The following is a 15366-nucleotide window of genomic DNA, read 5'->3' as shown; positions in this document are numbered from 1 at the left end:
TTCCGGCTTTTTAATAAGCGTTCCGGCACCGCCGCCCCTTCCTCACGGGAACGGCGGCACCACCTTGCACTGCTTTGTTGTTATTTGTTGTTATTGTTTGCCGGGGTAGCGATTCAGGCCTTCTTCGTGCCTTCCGCGCCAGCCCCAGGGCCGAAATTGTAGTTATTAAGACGGTCCAGCGGAATCCCGCAGCCGAGCCGCGCTTCCATCAACTGGAGCAGCGGCATCAGCGCGGCAACCACGGCCGGGAGGCGGGCCTCGAGTTCGGCGGCACCCGCTCCGTCCCGGATCTGGCCGAGCACCTGGTCGATGCTGACGGTCCGTTTGACCAGGCGATCAACCAGCTCCTGCGTGATTTCACCCTGATCGCCCACGACGCGGTTCCCGCCGGCCTGCCGGCCTGCCTGGATGCGCTTCATCGCCACACCGATCAGTTCGCTGACGCTTTGCGCACCATCGACGGACGAGCTTGCGACACCGATGGTCACGCTGATGCGGATGCGGTCCTCGCGATAGGTCATCACGAGCTTTTCCAGCGCCTGCTGCATGCGCAGCGCGAACGCACTTACGCCGCCGAGATCGGTGCCGGGCGCCAGGACCACGAATTGCGACGGCGCGATCTGCGTGACGGTGTCTTCCTTGCGCACCTTGGTCGCCAGGATGCCGGACAGCTTGCGGGTGACGAGCTGCGCGACGTGCGCGCCGTAGGCGGTGATGAGCTGGTCGTAGCGATCGATCTCGACGACCATCGTGCTGAAGTCGGCCTGATGGCGACGGGCCAGCGCCAACTCCTGCTCGCCGCGCCAGGTCATGTAGGACTCGGTCGCGAGACCCGAGACGGGATCGACGGGGCTCTGCTTCGCGAGCGCGGCCCGGCTCTCCTCGAGCTCGCGACGCGTCTGGGCCAGCCGCGTCAGCGAGTCGAGGCGCGCCAGCAGTTCGGCCGCGCCGATACCCTTGGTGATGAAATCGTTGGCCCCGAGCTGGCGGGCGCGCTCGCGCACCGCGTCGTCCTCCTCGCCGGAGATGACGATGACGGGGAGCTCCTGGACGCGCGACAGCTTCGAGGCGCGAATGCGCTCCAGCAAGCCGTAACCGTCGAGCTGGGGCATGCCGATGTCGGTCAGCACCAGATGGATCGACGGATCGACGAGCAGGGCCTGCCACCCGGCCTCGCCGTCGACCTCCTCGCGAAACTCGAAGCGTCCCCGGATCAGCTTGACGATGGAGGCACGCACCATGCGCGAATCGTCGACGATCAATACCTTGGGCAGCGGCTGATTACCCTGCTCGCTCATAATGAAGTCCTTTCGTTCCCGCCTCAGCCAGCGATCCGAACGACCGTTCGCCCCTTGACCGCGCCCTTGATGTAGGCGTCGAACGCTGCAGGCAGGTCATCGAACGCAATGGTCCGGGTAACGGCAGCGAGGTGGCGCGGCTTGAGGTCGGAGGCGAGGCGGTCCCACACCCGCTGGCGGGTGGGGAACTCCATGTAGCCGGAATCGATGCCCAGCAGGCTGACGCCACGCAGGATGAACGGGAACACCGTGGTGTCGAGCTTGAAGCTCGCGGCATTGCCGATGCTGGCGACAGTGCCGGCCTGCTTCATCGTGGCGAGGACCCAGTGGAGGATCGGCCCGCCGACGTTATCGACCGCGCCGGCCCACTGCGCGGCCTCGAGCGGGCGCACCTTGTCGAGGTCGATCGTGCTGCGCAGCTTGATTTCCGCCGCCCCGAGCATCCTGAGGTAGTCGCCTTCCGCCTCCTTGCCGGTCAGGGCCACCACGTGATAACCGAGGCGCGCGAGCATGTCGATCGCCAGGCCGCCGACGCCGCCGGTGGCGCCGGTCACGACGACCGGCCCGTTCGCGGGCGCGAGGCCGTTGTCTTCCATGCGCACGATGCCCAGCGCCGCGGTGAAGCCGGCGGTGCCCAGGGCCATCGCTTCGAACAGGTCCAGCCCCTGCGGCAAGGGCACGACCCAGCCCGCGGGCACGCGCGCATACTCGGCATAACCGCCGTGATGCGCCACGCCGATGTCGAAACTGGTCGCGATGACCTGGTCGCCGGGCTTGAAGCGCGCATCGGCGCTCTCGACGACCTCGCCGCTCATGTCGATGCCGCCGACACACGGGAAGCGGCGGATGATCTTGCCGGCACCGGTCGCCGCGAGAGCGTCCTTGTAGTTGATGCTGGAGTAATGAACGCGGATGAGGACCTCGCCTGCATCCAGTTGTGCCGCATCGAGGGTGGTCAGGCGGCTGACGATCTTCCTGTTCTCGTCCTGGTCGATCAGGAAAGCCTTGAAGGGTGTATTCACTTGCGCTCTACTCCTCTCCGGTCCGCAGCACGATGCCGCGTTTTTCGCGCCGATTATAGCCAATTAGCCGAAGGCGCCCGCGGCAATCGCTGCCTGCCCTTCATTTCCCCCTTTCTCCTGCCGATAATGGACATACCTGCCCCCCGGGGACACCCATGACCTTCATCGATACCCCGTTCGCATCGGCCGACGCGTATGTGGATTTCCTGTCGGCACAGGATGTGCCCGTGCTGCACCGGACCGTGCAGGAATTCGGGGCGCTTGCGGCCCACGACTCGACCGGCGGCAGGCAGGTCGCGGCCGTCGTGATTGCGGACCCGCTGATGACCCTGAAGGTGCTGACCACCCTCCAGGCCCGACGCGGGCCGAAGCAGAATCACGACATCACGACGATAGAACGGGCCATCATGATGATGGGCGTCACCCCGTTCTTCGAGGCCTTTTCCAGACTGGGCACGGTGGAAGAGCGCCTGGCCGCTCACCCCCAGGCGCTGGTCGGGGTGTTGAGAACGATAGGCCGTGCGCGACGCGCCGCCCATCTTGCGCGCGACTGGGCGATCCTGCGCCATGACCTCGACGTGGACGAGATCACCGTCGCGGCCCTGTTGATGGACGCCGTCGAGATCATGTGCTGGACGTTTGCACCGGCGATGACGCAGCGGGTGTTCGAAATGCAGCGCGCGAACCGCTGGCTGCGCCGTTCCGACGCGCAGCGGTCGGTCTTCGGCGTCACGGCCCACCAGATCCAGGAAGGGCTGGTACGCGCGTGGAAACTGCCGGAATTGCTCGTCACGCTGATGGATGCAGGCCAGGCGGGCAATCCGCGCGTGCGCAACGTGCTGCTCGCAAACGCCGTTGCACGTCACCTGCAATCGGGCTGGGACAACGACGCCCTTCCCGACGACATCGCCGAACTGAGCGAACTGGTGCACCTGAGCCCGGAACTGCTGCTCGCACGGCTCGGCGCCCCGGCCGAAGACCTCCACCGCTTCTTCCCGCCCGCAACCTGAGTCCCGAGGGTCCGTCCTCGACGGACCCGGATTGCGTATATCATGCCGTCGCAACAAGGGGAGAAATCACAATGAGCATGTCCGCAGCCATCGCGCTCGGGGCACTGGTCCTCGCCCTGCTGTATGCGATCGTCGTCTATAACGGTCTGGTCCGGCTCAAGCACAACATCGCCAAGGCGTGGGCGAACATCGACGTTCTGCTCAAGCAGCGCCACGACGAATTGCCCAAGCTGGTCGAAGTGTGCCGGCAATACAAGCAGTTCGAACAGGAAACCCTGCAGCGGGTGACGGAAGCACGCGCACGGATTGCCAGTGCGCGCGCGCAGCAGGACGTCGCCGCGCTGGGCAAGGCGGAAGGCATGCTGCGGACCGGGCTCGGACAGATTTTCGCCGTTGCCGAGGCGTATCCGGAGCTGCGTGCCAACGAGCACTTCATGCAGTTGCAAACGCGCATCACGGCGCTGGAAAACGGCATCGCGGATCGCCGCGAGTGGTACAACGAATCGGTCAATCTGCACAACGTCCGCATCGAGCAGTTCCCCGATGCCTTCGTCGCACAGATGTTCCAGTTCGAATCGAAGCCGCTCCTCGTCTTCGCGAACGCGGAAAAATCCGACGTCGACCTGAAGGCCCTGTTCGGCACGTGATCGCACCGTCGTCCCACGGCGCGCCCCCGACCGCCGCATGCTGACCCGCCTGCGCCGGGACGTCGCGAACGTCACGCTGCCGACGCTGCAGCTCCTGACCGTTGCCCTCATCGCCAAGACTGCCCCCGGCAAGGGATGGGGGTTTGGCATCGGTCTTCTGGCCGCCAGCAGCCTCTACGGCTGGTTGCGCTCGATCCGGACGGCACGCGTGATCGCCGATACGCCGACATCGCGCATTGCGTCCGCCGCGCAGGGCTACGTCGAGCTGCGCGGACGCGGTCGTCCGCTCGACGGCACCCCGCTGCTGTCACCGGTCAATGGCCTGCCCGTGCTGTGGTACCGCGTGCGCACCGAACGTCGCGAGAGCGACGGCAAGTGGCGCCACGTGTCGACGGACGAGAGCGACGCCTCCTTCCTCCTCGACGACGGCAGCGGCGCGTGCGCGGTGGATCCCGAAGGCGCGGACATGATGGTGCGCCGGCAGGAAACCTGCACCCGGGGCGACACGCGCCACACCCAGTGGTGCCTGATCGACCGGGACCGCATCTATGTGCTGGGCGACTTTGCGACGCTCGGCAGCGTCGCACCCGAGTTCGACATCGGGCGACAGACGCGCGAACTGCTCGACCACTGGAAATCGGACCGCAAGGCCCTGCTGGAACGCTTCGACCTCGACGGCGACGGCGAAATCGACCTGCGCGAATGGGAACTCGCGCGCAGCCAGGCCCGGCGGGAAGTCACGAAGCTGCGGGACGAGATCCTGTCCGCCCCCGAGGCGCATGTCGTGCGCAAACCCGCGTCGAAGTCGCTGTTCCTGATCTCCGACCTCGATCCCGACCGCCTCGCGGCGCGCTACCGCTGGTGGTCGGCCTATCACGTCGCCGTATTCTTCGCCTGCGCCGCCGCGGCGTCCTGGCTCAGCGGCATCGTCGGCGTCACACGCTGAACGGTCGCGTCAGCCGGCGCGACTTTCCAGTGCCTCCCAGCGGGCGAGCGCTGCTTCGATCTCGCCGTCGAGCTCATCGAGCCGCGCCTTGATGCGGGCAACTTCCTGCGGCGCCTGCTGATACAACGCGGGATCCGCCATGCGTACATGCAATGCGGTCTGCTCGGCCTCGAGCGCGGCAATGCGATCGGGCAGGGCATCGAGTTCGCGCTTCTCGTTGAACGTGAGTTTCCCGCTTTTCGCTGCCGCGGGTTTGGCCGCGGCCGGAGCGGCAGGCTTCGGCGTAGCGGCCTTTGCTTCCTCGGCCTCGCGCTCGGCGGCGGCATGCCTCACCCGCTGCCAGTCCGCATAGCCACCGGCATACTCGCCCCAGCGTCCGTCGCCCTCGGCCGCGATCACCTGGGTCACGACGTTGTCGAGGAAGGCGCGATCGTGGCTGACGAGGAAAAGCGTGCCGTCGTAACCCGCAAGCAGCTCTTCGAGCAGGTCGAGCGTTTCGATATCGAGGTCGTTGGTCGGCTCGTCGAGCACCATGACGTTCGCCGGCCGTGCAAACAGGCGCGCGAGCAGGAGTCGGTTGCGCTCGCCGCCCGACAGGGACTTCACCGGCGAGCGGGCGCGCTGCGGCGCGAACAGGAAATCGCCCAGGTAGCCGATGACATGCTTGCGTTCGCCGCCGATCTCGACGAAATCCGAGCCCGGGCTGATGACTTCGGTCAGCGGCAGTTCGGGGTCGAGTTGGGCACGCAACTGGTCGAAATAGGCGACGGTCTGGCGTGTGCCGCGGCGCACGGTGCCGCCGTCGGGCGCGATCTCGCCGAGGATGAGCTTGAGCAGCGTGGTCTTGCCCGCACCGTTCGGCCCGATCAGGCCGACGCGGTCGCCGCGCATGATGCGGGTGGAAAAATCGCGCACCACCGCGCGGTCGCCGAAACGCTTGGTGACGTCGGTCAGCTCGGCAACCATCTGGCCGCTCTGCTCGCCCTTGTCCACCGCGAGCTTCACGTTGCCCAGGCGATCGCGCCGGGCGGCACGATCGCGCCGCAACGCCTCGAGTCGCCGGACGCGCCCCTCGTTGCGGGTCCGGCGCGCCTCGACGCCCTTGCGGATCCACACCTCCTCCTGCGCGAGAACCTTGTCGAAGCGTGCGTTGGCCTTGGCCTCGGCATCGAGCTCCTCCGCCTTGCGGCGCTGGTAATCGCTGAATCGACCGGGGTAGCTGCTCAGGCGGCCGCGGTCGAGCTCGACGATGCGCGTCGCGACGTTGTCGAGAAACACCCGGTCGTGCGTGATCACGATCACCGCACCGCGAAAGTCGCGGATCAGCGATTCGAGCCAGAGGATGCCATCGAGGTCGAGATGGTTCGTCGGTTCGTCGACCAGCAGCAGATCGGGTTCCGAGACGAGCGCCCGCGCGAGCGCCACGCGCTTCACCCCGCCGCCCGACAGGCTCGAAACCAGCGCCTCGCCCGGCAGCGCGAGGCGGACGATGACCTCGTCCACGCGCTGATTGAGCCGCCACGCGTCGGCCGCATCCACCGCATGCTGCAAGGCGTCCAGCCGTGCCAGCGCCTCCGCGCTCGCGGACTCGGCCACCGCATGCATCGCGTCGTGATACTCGACGAGCAGGCGTGCAGCGTCTCCCAGACCATCGGCAATCGTCGCGAAGACGTCGCGATCGAGCGGAAAATCCGCCTCCTGCGGCACATACGCCACCTTGAGGCCGGACTGGCGCCACACCGACCCGTCATCGAGCGCAGCCTGCCCGGCCAGCGCCTTCAGCAGGCTGGACTTGCCCGAGCCGTTGCGTCCGATCAAGGCGACCCGCTCCCCGCCATCGAGCTGGAATTCGGCGTGATCGAGCAGATCGACGTGGCCGAACGCAAGGCAGGCATTTTCGACAGACAGAAGCGGCATTGGATTGTTACTCGCGAAGCGGGATCCGCATTTTAGCGGGCTGATAAGATGGCGGGCGCGCTGATTTTTGCGCAGCGCAGCATGACATGACGAAGGCGACAGGAAAACGAAACTGCATGGATCGACTGCTAGAACAGCTGGGGAACCCGGAATACGACGAACTCGCGCAGTGGAAAGCCCTCATCGGACACTTGCGCCCGCCCCGGGCGAACGACACGGCGGGCGCGGAAACCCGGCTGCTGCGGCTGATCGATATGCTCAAATCGCGTCCGGCGCTGCGGCAACGCCTGTCGGACGCGTTCCGCCGGATGTTCCGCGAGCGCAAACAGGTCTCGCTGTACGCGTCGTCCGGCCTGCTGCCATCGACGGGATTTTTCTCCGAAACGGCGCGGCGCATCTCCGGCCGGCTCCTGCCCGACTACATCGACACCGCCTACATGAAGGACGTGCTCGCCGTCCTGTTCTGGCGGCCCGACGACGAAGTGTGGGTCAATGCCGTTTCCGACGAACTGTGGTGCGAACTCATCTGCACGGTCCTCGGCAACGAAACGCCCGTATCGGAAATCGATGGCCGTGAACTGCCCGGCGCCATCGCCGAAATCCTGGAGGCGCTGCGCGTACTGTCCTACCACGCCAGCGCGATCGGCCTCGACCCCGAGTTCATCCGCATCGATCCCGACCTCGAAGAACACGAGTCCGTCTTCCTTGCGCAGAACGCCGAACTGGTCGCTTACATCAGGCACTACGCGCAGTGGTGGGCAACCTCGTCGACGCTCGTGGAAGACGAGAAACACGTCCAGGTCATGCTCGACCAGTGCGACGAGGTCCTGCAGCGCATCCGGCGCCGCGCCGCCAAGCTCGGCACCAGCCTCACCCTGACATTCAAACTCGAACGCCTTCAACAGCACCTGCGCCGCATGGGCCGCCTGGTACATCTGCTGGCCGGCCTGCGCAAACGCCGCATGCTCGCGGATGTCGCCCCGCAGATCGTCGCCCTGTTCAAGGAACTGGTGCGCGCAGAATGCCGCAAGCACCGGCTTTCCGACTATCTCGGCAAGAACGTCGAACTGCTGTCGCGGCGCATGACCGAAAGCGCCAGCAAGACCGGCGAGCACTACATCACCGCGACGCGCCGCGAATATTTCGGCATCCTGGGTTCGGCCGCACTCGGCGGATTCATCATCGCACTGATGGCCGCATTCAAGCTGGTGCTCGCCAAACAGGGCAATGCGCCGCTCACCGCTGCGCTGACCTTCTGCCTGAACTACGGCATCGGATTCGTCATCATCCACGTCATCGGCGGCACCGTCGCCACCAAGCAGCCGGCGATGACGGCCAACGCGATCGCCGCCTCGATCGGCGAAACCCGTGGCAAGACGCGCGATCTCGACAATCTGGTCGAACTGATTGCGCGCACGATTCGCAGCCAACTGGCCGCCATCGTCGGCAACATCGGCATCGCGATTCCCGTGGCGACCGTGCTCGGCGTGATCGTTCATGCCACCACCGGGGCGCATTTCGTCTCCCCGGAGAAGGCCCGCGTGCTGCTCGACGAGATCGATCCCGTCGGCGGAGCCGTCTTCTTTGCGGCACTTGCCGGGGTGTGCCTCTTCCTGTCCGGACTCATCTCTGGCTACTACGACAATCTTTGCGCCTACGGGCGGATTCCGGATCGCCTCCTGCAGCTGCGCTGGCCTCGTCTCCTCCTCGGCGCCAGGCGCATGGAGCGCATCGCTGCCTATGTGGAGAACAACCTCGGAGTCCTCGCGGGCAACTTCTTCTTCGGCTTCCTCCTCGGCGGCGTCACCGCCCTCGGCGTACTCCTGGGCCTTCCCCTCGACATCCGCCACATCGCCTTCTCCTCGGCCTATGTCGGCTACGCCAGCGTCGGCCTGGACTTCGCCCTCGGGTGGAAAGCGGCAGCCCTCGCCGCCGGCGGCATCGCGCTCATCGGCCTGACAAACCTTGCCGTAAGCTTCTCCCTGACGCTCTATGTGGCGATGCGCGCGCGCCGCATCACCTTTGCACAGGGCCGAACGCTCGTGTGGATGACCCTCCGACGCTTTCTTGCCCGCCCGCAGGATTTCTTCTTCCCGCCCCGCAACCAACTCACCCCGGAGCAACGCGACACCGCAAAGGAGATCGGCACACTCGGCTCCTGAATCGTCGTCCCGCCCAATCGGCAGGCTTGGTGCTCGGCGCGCAACCGGATAGAATTGCACGCTTCTCCCTGTAGTTCAATGGATAGAACGAGCGCCTCCTAAGCGCTAGATACAGGTTCGATTCCTGTCGGGGGGACCAATCGGCGGACACCCATCAATAGCGGATGCGACACGGGCACACGACCGTGACCGCGGACAGTGCGCCTTCCTGCAAATGGAGGCGGCGGGCACAGCACTCCGCACCCCATCACGGACTTCTGCACGGGAGTGCAGATGGAACGCGGCAAATCCCGCTAGAGTCGCCACACGGTTACACCAGCCATCGCCATTGCATCCCGGTCGTACGCCGACTTCACATCCACGAAGATGCCGTCCGGCAGCAATTTCTCGGAAATCTTCGTGAGCGGCATTTCCAGATAAGCCTTGTGGGAAACGGCTGCGACTATTGCCGTCGCGCGTGGCAGTTGCTCCCACGGCACGAGCGCCTCGCCATACTCGTGCTCGGCCTCTGTCGATACTGCAACCGCGTCATGGACATGCACCCTGCAGCCGAAGCTGCGCAGTTCGCGAATGACGTCGATGACCTTGCTGTTGCGAAGATCCGGGCAGTTCTCCTTGAATGTCAGCCCCATGACAATGACGTCGCAACCACGCACCGAGTGCCCCGCCTGAATCAGTTGCTTGACCGTCTGCTCGGCGATATATTTTCCCATCCCGTCATTGATGCGCCGCCCCGCCAGGATCACGTCCGGGTGGTACCCGAGCATTTCCGCCTTGTGCGTCAGATAATAGGGGTCGACGCCGATGCAGTGCCCACCGACGAGGCCCGGGCGGAACGGCAGGAAGTTCCATTTCGTCCCGGCGGCCTGAAGCACCTCGAGCGTGTCGATATCCATCTTGTGGAAAATCACTGCCAACTCATTCATCAATGCGATGTTGAGGTCCCGCTGCGTGTTTTCGATGACCTTCGCCGCCTCCGCGACCTTGATCGAACTCGCCGGATAGACCCCCGCAGTGATAATGGCCCCGTACATTTCGCTGACCTTTGCCAGCGTGGCGGGGGTATCGCCCGAAACCACCTTGGTGATCTTCGTGACCGTACGCTCCTTGTCGCCCGGGTTGATGCGTTCGGGGGAGTACCCGACGAAAAAGCCCTCCTTCCATTTCAGGCCGGATTCGCGTTCGATGATCGGAATGCAGACATCCTCGGTCGCACCGGGGTACACCGTCGATTCGAACACGACGATTGCCCCGCGCTTCAGATTCTGCCCAACCGTCCGCGACGCGCCGACCAGGGGTGAAAAATCGGGCTGATGCGCCTGATCCACCGGCGTCGGAACCGCGACAACAACAAAATCCGCCTGCGCGATCACGCGCGGATCCGTATGGCACGAAAGCATGGTCGCCGTGCGTAAATCCTCGCGGGATACCTCTCCGGTTGGATCGTTGTGCTCGCGATATGCTGCGATCTTGGAGGCCGAAAGATCAAAGCCCAAGGTCTTGAATTTTCTGCCGAACTCCACGGCAAGCGGCAGGCCGACATAGCCCAGGCCAATAACGGCGACCGTCGTCATGAATATCACCCTTGAAAAACACTTACATAAACCGGCCAATCAGCGAGATCACCACCCTTCACTCAACGCAGTCACCTCGCCCCGCCGGAAGCCATGTTCTGCAGCATCACCTTCAACTGCGAGCGGTCTCCTTATACCGCATCCGTCCCCTCACCCAGTCCCTGACGCAGCCGCCCGGAAATACGTTCGACCGCGTCATGTGCTTCGGGGAACCACGTTCCCAAGGCAAGGAAACCATGCACCATCCCCTCAACCTCGAGATGTTCGACCCTGCCCCCATCGGAGCGCACACGCTCAACCAGCGCCACACCATCATCATGAAGCGGATCGCACTCCGCGGTAACCACCAGCATCGGCGGGAGATTCCTGAAAGATTCCGCCTTCAGGGGGGAGGCCTGCCAGTCATCCGTGTTCCCACCAGGCAGATAGCGCTCGAAAAACCAAACCAAACTCTCGCGATCGAGAAAATAACCCGACCCGTAAATCTCGCGCGAGAGGCGGCTACTCACGATTTCCGTGCACGGGTAGATCAGGCACAGGAAACGCAGCGGGTCCGCGCCGCGATCACGCTGCATCAGTGCCGCAACAATCGAAAGAGTCCCTCCTGCGCTATCCCCAGCCAAAGCCATACGGAGAGGATCCACCCTCAGCCGTGACGCGTTTTCCCGCGCCCATTCGACGGCAAACACGGCGTCCTCGACAGCCGCAGGAAAGGGATGTTCGGGAGCCAATCTATAATCCACCGATAGCACAGCGCAACCCGAGCGGTTGGCGAGTTGCCGGCAAAGCACATCATGGCTCTGCACGCTCCCCACGCACCATCCGCCACCGTGAAAGTAAATCACCACCGGTAGGACCTGGCTCGGGTCGGCCGCTATCGGCCGATACAACCGTGCCAAAAGTGCGGTCCCGTCAGGTCGCGCCATAGGCACCTCCATTGTGGACGCAACCGCCTCTGGTTCGCCGCCGAATACAAACTGCAATTTGTCGAACGAATGCCTCGCCTGAGCCACGCTGAGTTCATGAAAGCGCGGCGCCCCGACGCGATAAACCATTTCCAGCAAAGCCTGAGCTTGAGCAGTAAGAGCCATTGAACTTGTATCCGCCCACAGAGTTGTTATTCGGCTGCACGCCGACTGCAGCATCGTATCAGAGGGGAAAACCGGCGCGTTGACGTAAAAAAGCCGCCCATCCTGTAGGCAGGAGAGCGGCTTTTTTGAGTGGGGTAGTCTGACGATGACCTACTTTCGCACTCACGTAGAGCACTATCATCGGCGCGATCCTGTTTCACTGTCCTGTTCGGGATGGGAAGGAGTGGTTCCGGGACGCTATGGTCGTCAGACTGTAAGGGGTAACAAAGGGGGGAAGTAAAGTGTTGTTGGTTGGTGTGATGCGTTGTGTGAGTTTGTTGAGCGATCCAGGGTTATAGGATCAAGCCTCACGGGCAATTAGTATCGGTTAGCTTAACGCATTACTGCGCTTCCACACCCGACCTATCAACGTTGTGGTCTTCAACGACCCTTCAGGGGGCTCGAGGCCCCGGGGAAGTCTCATCTTGAGGCGAGTTTCCCGCTTAGATGCTTTCAGCGGTTATCTCTTCCGTACTTAGCTACCCGGCGATGCGACTGGCGTCACAACCGGTACACCAGGGGTACGTCCACTCCGGTCCTCTCGTACTAGGAGCAGGTCCTCTCAAACTTCCAGCGCCCACGGCAGATAGGGACCAAACTGTCTCACGACGTTTTAAACCCAGCTCACGTACCACTTTAAATGGCGAACAGCCATACCCTTGGGACCGGCTACAGCCCCAGGATGTGATGAGCCGACATCGAGGTGCCAAACTCCGCCGTCGATGTGAACTCTTGGGCGGAATCAGCCTGTTATCCCCAGAGTACCTTTTATCCGTTGAGCGATGGCCCTTCCATACAGAACCACCGGATCACTATGACCTGCTTTCGCACCTGCTCGACATGTTGGTCTCGCAGTCAAGCCGCCTTTTGCCATTGCACTATCAGTACGATGTCCGACCGTACCTAGGCGACCTTCGTACTCCTCCGTTACCTTTTGGGAGGAGACCGCCCCAGTCAAACTGCCTGCCATGCACGGTCCCCGACCCGGATTCACGGGCCCAGGTTAGAACCTCAACGACACCAGGGTGGTATTTCAAGGTTGGCTCCACGGCGACTGGCGTCACCGCTTCAAAGCCTCCCACCTATCCTACACAAGTCCCGTCAAAGTCCAATGCAAAGCTACAGTAAAGGTTCATGGGGTCTTTCCGTCTAGCCGCGGGGAGATTGCATCTTCACAAACATTTCAACTTCGCTGAGTCTCAGGAGGAGACAGTGTGGCCATCGTTACGCCATTCGTGCAGGTCGGAACTTACCCGACAAGGAATTTCGCTACCTTAGGACCGTTATAGTTACGGCCGCCGTTTACCGGGGCTTCGATCAAGAGCTTGCACCCCATCACTTAACCTTCCGGCACCGGGCAGGCGTCACACCCTATACGTCCACTTTCGTGTTTGCAGAGTGCTGTGTTTTTAATAAACAGTCGCAGCCACCGATTCTCTGCGGCCCCTTCGCCCTTCGGATGTACTCCTACAAGCTACTGGGGCATACCTTCTCCCGAAGTTACGGTATCAATTTGCCGAGTTCCTTCTCCTGAGTTCTCTCAAGCGCCTTAGAATTTTCATCCTGCCCACCTGTGTCGGTTTGCGGTACGGTCGATCTTAGACTGAAGCTTAGAGGCTTTTCCTGGAAGCATGGTATCAATCACTTCGGTCTCAAAGAGACCTCGTCATCACGCCTTGGCTCAGCCCCGCGGATTTGCCTACGGGGCACGCCTACACGCTTAAACCGGGACGTCCAACACCCGGCTGACCTAACCTTCTCCGTCCCCCCATCGCATCTAAAATCGGTACAGGAATATTGACCTGTTTCCCATCGACTACGCATTTCTGCCTCGCCTTAGGGGCCGACTCACCCTGCGTCGATGAACGTTGCGCAGGAAACCTTGGGCTTTCGGCGAGGGTGCTTTTCACACCCTTTATCGCTACTCATGTCAGCATTCGCACTTCCGATACCTCCAGCATCCCTCTCGAGACACCTTCGCAGGCTTACGGAACGCTCCCCTACCATCTCTTGCGAGATCCGCAGCTTCGGTTCATGGCTTGAGCCCCGTTACATCTTCCGCGCAGGACGACTCGACTAGTGAGCTATTACGCTTTCTTTAAAGGGTGGCTGCTTCTAAGCCAACCTCCTAGCTGTCTATGCCTTCCCACTTCGTTTCCCACTTAGCCATGTATTTGGGACCTTAGCTGGCGGTCTGGGTTGTTTCCCTCTTGTCCCAGGACGTTAGCACCCCAGGACTGTCTGCCGTATATCACTTTGCGGTATTCGGAGTTTGCTATCGCGGGGTAGATCGCAGTGACCCCCCCAACGATTACAGTGCTCTACCCCCGCAAGTGTCCGTACGACGCACTACCTAAATAGTTTTCGGGGAGAACCAGCTATTTCCGGATTTGTTTAGCCTTTCACCCCTATCCACAGCTCATCCCCTAATTTTTCAACATTAGTGGGTTCGGACCTCCAGTACCTGTTACGGCACCTTCATCCTGGCCATGGATAGATCATCCGGTTTCGGGTCTACGCCCAGCAACTATGTCGCCCTTATCAGACTCGGTTTCCCTACGCCTCCCCTATTCGGTTAAGCTCGCTACTGAACGTAAGTCGCTGACCCATTATACAAAAGGTACGCAGTCACCCCTTGCGAGGCTCCCACTGTTTGTATGCATGCGGTTTCAGGATCTATTTCACTCCCCTCCCGGGGTTCTTTTCGCCTTTCCCTCACGGTACTGGTTCACTATCGGTCGATCACGAGTATTTAGCCTTGGAGGATGGTCCCCCCATCTTCAGACAGGATTACACGTGTCCCGCCCTACTTGTCGCACGCTCAGACCCGCCACCCATTTTTCGCATACGGGACTATCACCCTGTATTGTCGGACTTTCCAGACCGTTCTGCTAAATCGATGGTTTAGTCGTGCAGGCTCTTCCCCGTTCGCTCGCCACTACTTGGGGAATCTCGGTTGATTTCTGTTCCTGCGGCTACTTAGATGTTTCAGTTCGCCGCGTTCGCTTCCACACGCCTATGTATTCAGCGCGGGATACTCCCGAAGGAGTGGGTTTCCCCATTCGGACATCGGGGGATCAAAGCTCCATTGCCAGCTCCCCCCCGCTTTTCGCAGGCTTGCACGTCCTTCATCGCCTGTGATCGCCAAGGCATCCACCACATGCACTTAGTCGCTTGATCCTATAACGCTGGACCCTGTCGCCAGGGTTCAACCGCTACAGACGAACTCACGCTTGTGCGCATCCACCGGCCGCTGGTTCAAAGCGCCGATGAACGCAAAAATGCAATCACACCAACCCATGCAGCAACCCGCCTTTCGACCGGCTGCCGCACACTTTACTTCTTCCACTTTGTTAAAGAACACTGGCACCAAGGCCTAAGCCCTGCACACATCCCGTGCACACGGCTTAACCCTTCGTCGAGCCACCTAGCCGAGCCCATCCAACGGGTGGTGGAGGATGACGGGATCGAACCGACGACCCCCTGCTTGCAAAGCAGGTGCTCTCCCAGCTGAGCTAATCCCCCTCTCGTCTCGGTGGTGGGTCTGGTTGGGTTCGAACCAACGACCCCCGCCTTATCAAGACGGTGCTCTAACCAGCTGAGCTACAGACCCTCTCGTCAAACTCGAGGCTCTTGCCTGAACAACCGATAAGTTGTGGA

Annotated in this window: 9 protein-coding genes, 3 tRNA genes and 2 rRNA genes; 5 read left to right on the top strand and 9 right to left on the bottom strand. The window is 62.3% G+C overall.

The window, feature by feature from the left end; genetic code table 11:
- Positions 1-113: 113 nt before the first annotated feature.
- Positions 114-1298 carry a GGDEF domain-containing response regulator gene (locus CDA09_RS02910; RefSeq protein WP_121427247.1) on the bottom strand — a complete coding sequence of 395 codons (1185 nt, stop codon included), beginning with the start codon at positions 1296-1298 and terminating at the stop codon, positions 114-116.
- A 23-nt stretch (positions 1299-1321) separates the two neighbouring features.
- Entirely contained in the window at positions 1322-2320 is a 999-nt protein-coding gene (locus CDA09_RS02905) for an oxidoreductase (RefSeq protein WP_121427246.1), read from the bottom strand.
- A 155-nt stretch (positions 2321-2475) separates the two neighbouring features.
- On the opposite strand from CDA09_RS02905, the gene CDA09_RS02900 reads away from it, so the two are divergent.
- From CDA09_RS02900 to CDA09_RS02890, 3 genes are all read left to right on the top strand, one after another.
- Positions 2476-3330, top strand: a complete 855-nt coding sequence (locus tag CDA09_RS02900) for an HDOD domain-containing protein (RefSeq protein ID WP_121427245.1) — start codon at positions 2476-2478, stop codon at positions 3328-3330.
- Between the two features lie 71 nt (positions 3331-3401).
- Entirely contained in the window at positions 3402-3977 is a 576-nt protein-coding gene (locus tag CDA09_RS02895; protein ID WP_121427244.1) for a LemA family protein, read from the top strand.
- A gap of 37 nt (positions 3978-4014) precedes the next feature.
- A complete protein-coding gene (locus CDA09_RS02890) occupies positions 4015-4923 on the top strand; it encodes a hypothetical protein (protein WP_121427243.1) in 909 nt (302 codons plus the stop codon).
- Between the two features lie 9 nt (positions 4924-4932).
- Here CDA09_RS02890 and CDA09_RS02885 read toward each other — a convergent pair whose 3' ends face one another.
- A complete protein-coding gene (locus CDA09_RS02885; RefSeq protein WP_121427242.1) occupies positions 4933-6840 on the bottom strand; it encodes an ATP-binding cassette domain-containing protein in 1908 nt (635 codons plus the stop codon).
- A 116-nt stretch (positions 6841-6956) separates the two neighbouring features.
- Between CDA09_RS02885 and CDA09_RS02880 the strand changes: the two genes are divergently transcribed.
- Positions 6957-9002: a site-specific recombinase gene (locus CDA09_RS02880; protein ID WP_121427241.1), complete on the top strand. Its 2046-nt coding sequence runs from the start codon at positions 6957-6959 to the stop codon at positions 9000-9002.
- A gap of 64 nt (positions 9003-9066) precedes the next feature.
- A tRNA-Arg gene (locus tag CDA09_RS02875) sits at positions 9067-9141 on the top strand.
- Positions 9142-9295: 154 nt separating this feature from the next.
- On the opposite strand, the gene CDA09_RS02870 is transcribed toward CDA09_RS02875, so the two are convergent.
- From CDA09_RS02870 to CDA09_RS02845, 6 genes are all read right to left on the bottom strand, one after another.
- Positions 9296-10576 (bottom strand): nucleotide sugar dehydrogenase, encoded by a 1281-nt coding sequence (locus tag CDA09_RS02870; RefSeq protein WP_121427240.1) that lies wholly within the window; start codon positions 10574-10576, stop codon positions 9296-9298.
- 131 nt (positions 10577-10707) lie between these two features.
- The gene (locus CDA09_RS02865) at positions 10708-11667 is read right to left on the bottom strand and encodes an alpha/beta hydrolase (RefSeq protein ID WP_121427239.1); all 960 of its coding nucleotides are present in this window, start codon (positions 11665-11667) and stop codon (positions 10708-10710) included.
- 137 nt (positions 11668-11804) lie between these two features.
- Positions 11805-11918 (bottom strand): 5S ribosomal RNA (rrf, locus tag CDA09_RS02860).
- Positions 11919-12003: 85 nt separating this feature from the next.
- A 23S ribosomal RNA gene (locus tag CDA09_RS02855) occupies positions 12004-14886 on the bottom strand.
- Positions 14887-15155: 269 nt separating this feature from the next.
- Positions 15156-15231: transfer RNA gene (locus tag CDA09_RS02850), tRNA-Ala, on the bottom strand.
- An 11-nt stretch (positions 15232-15242) separates the two neighbouring features.
- Positions 15243-15319 (bottom strand) — tRNA-Ile (locus CDA09_RS02845).
- Between the last annotated feature and the right edge of the window lie 47 nt (positions 15320-15366).

It is taken from the genome of Azoarcus sp. DN11 (assembly GCF_003628555.1).
GTDB lineage: Bacteria > Pseudomonadota > Gammaproteobacteria > Burkholderiales > Rhodocyclaceae > Aromatoleum.
This window is presented reverse-complemented; position numbering and strand designations above follow the sequence as displayed.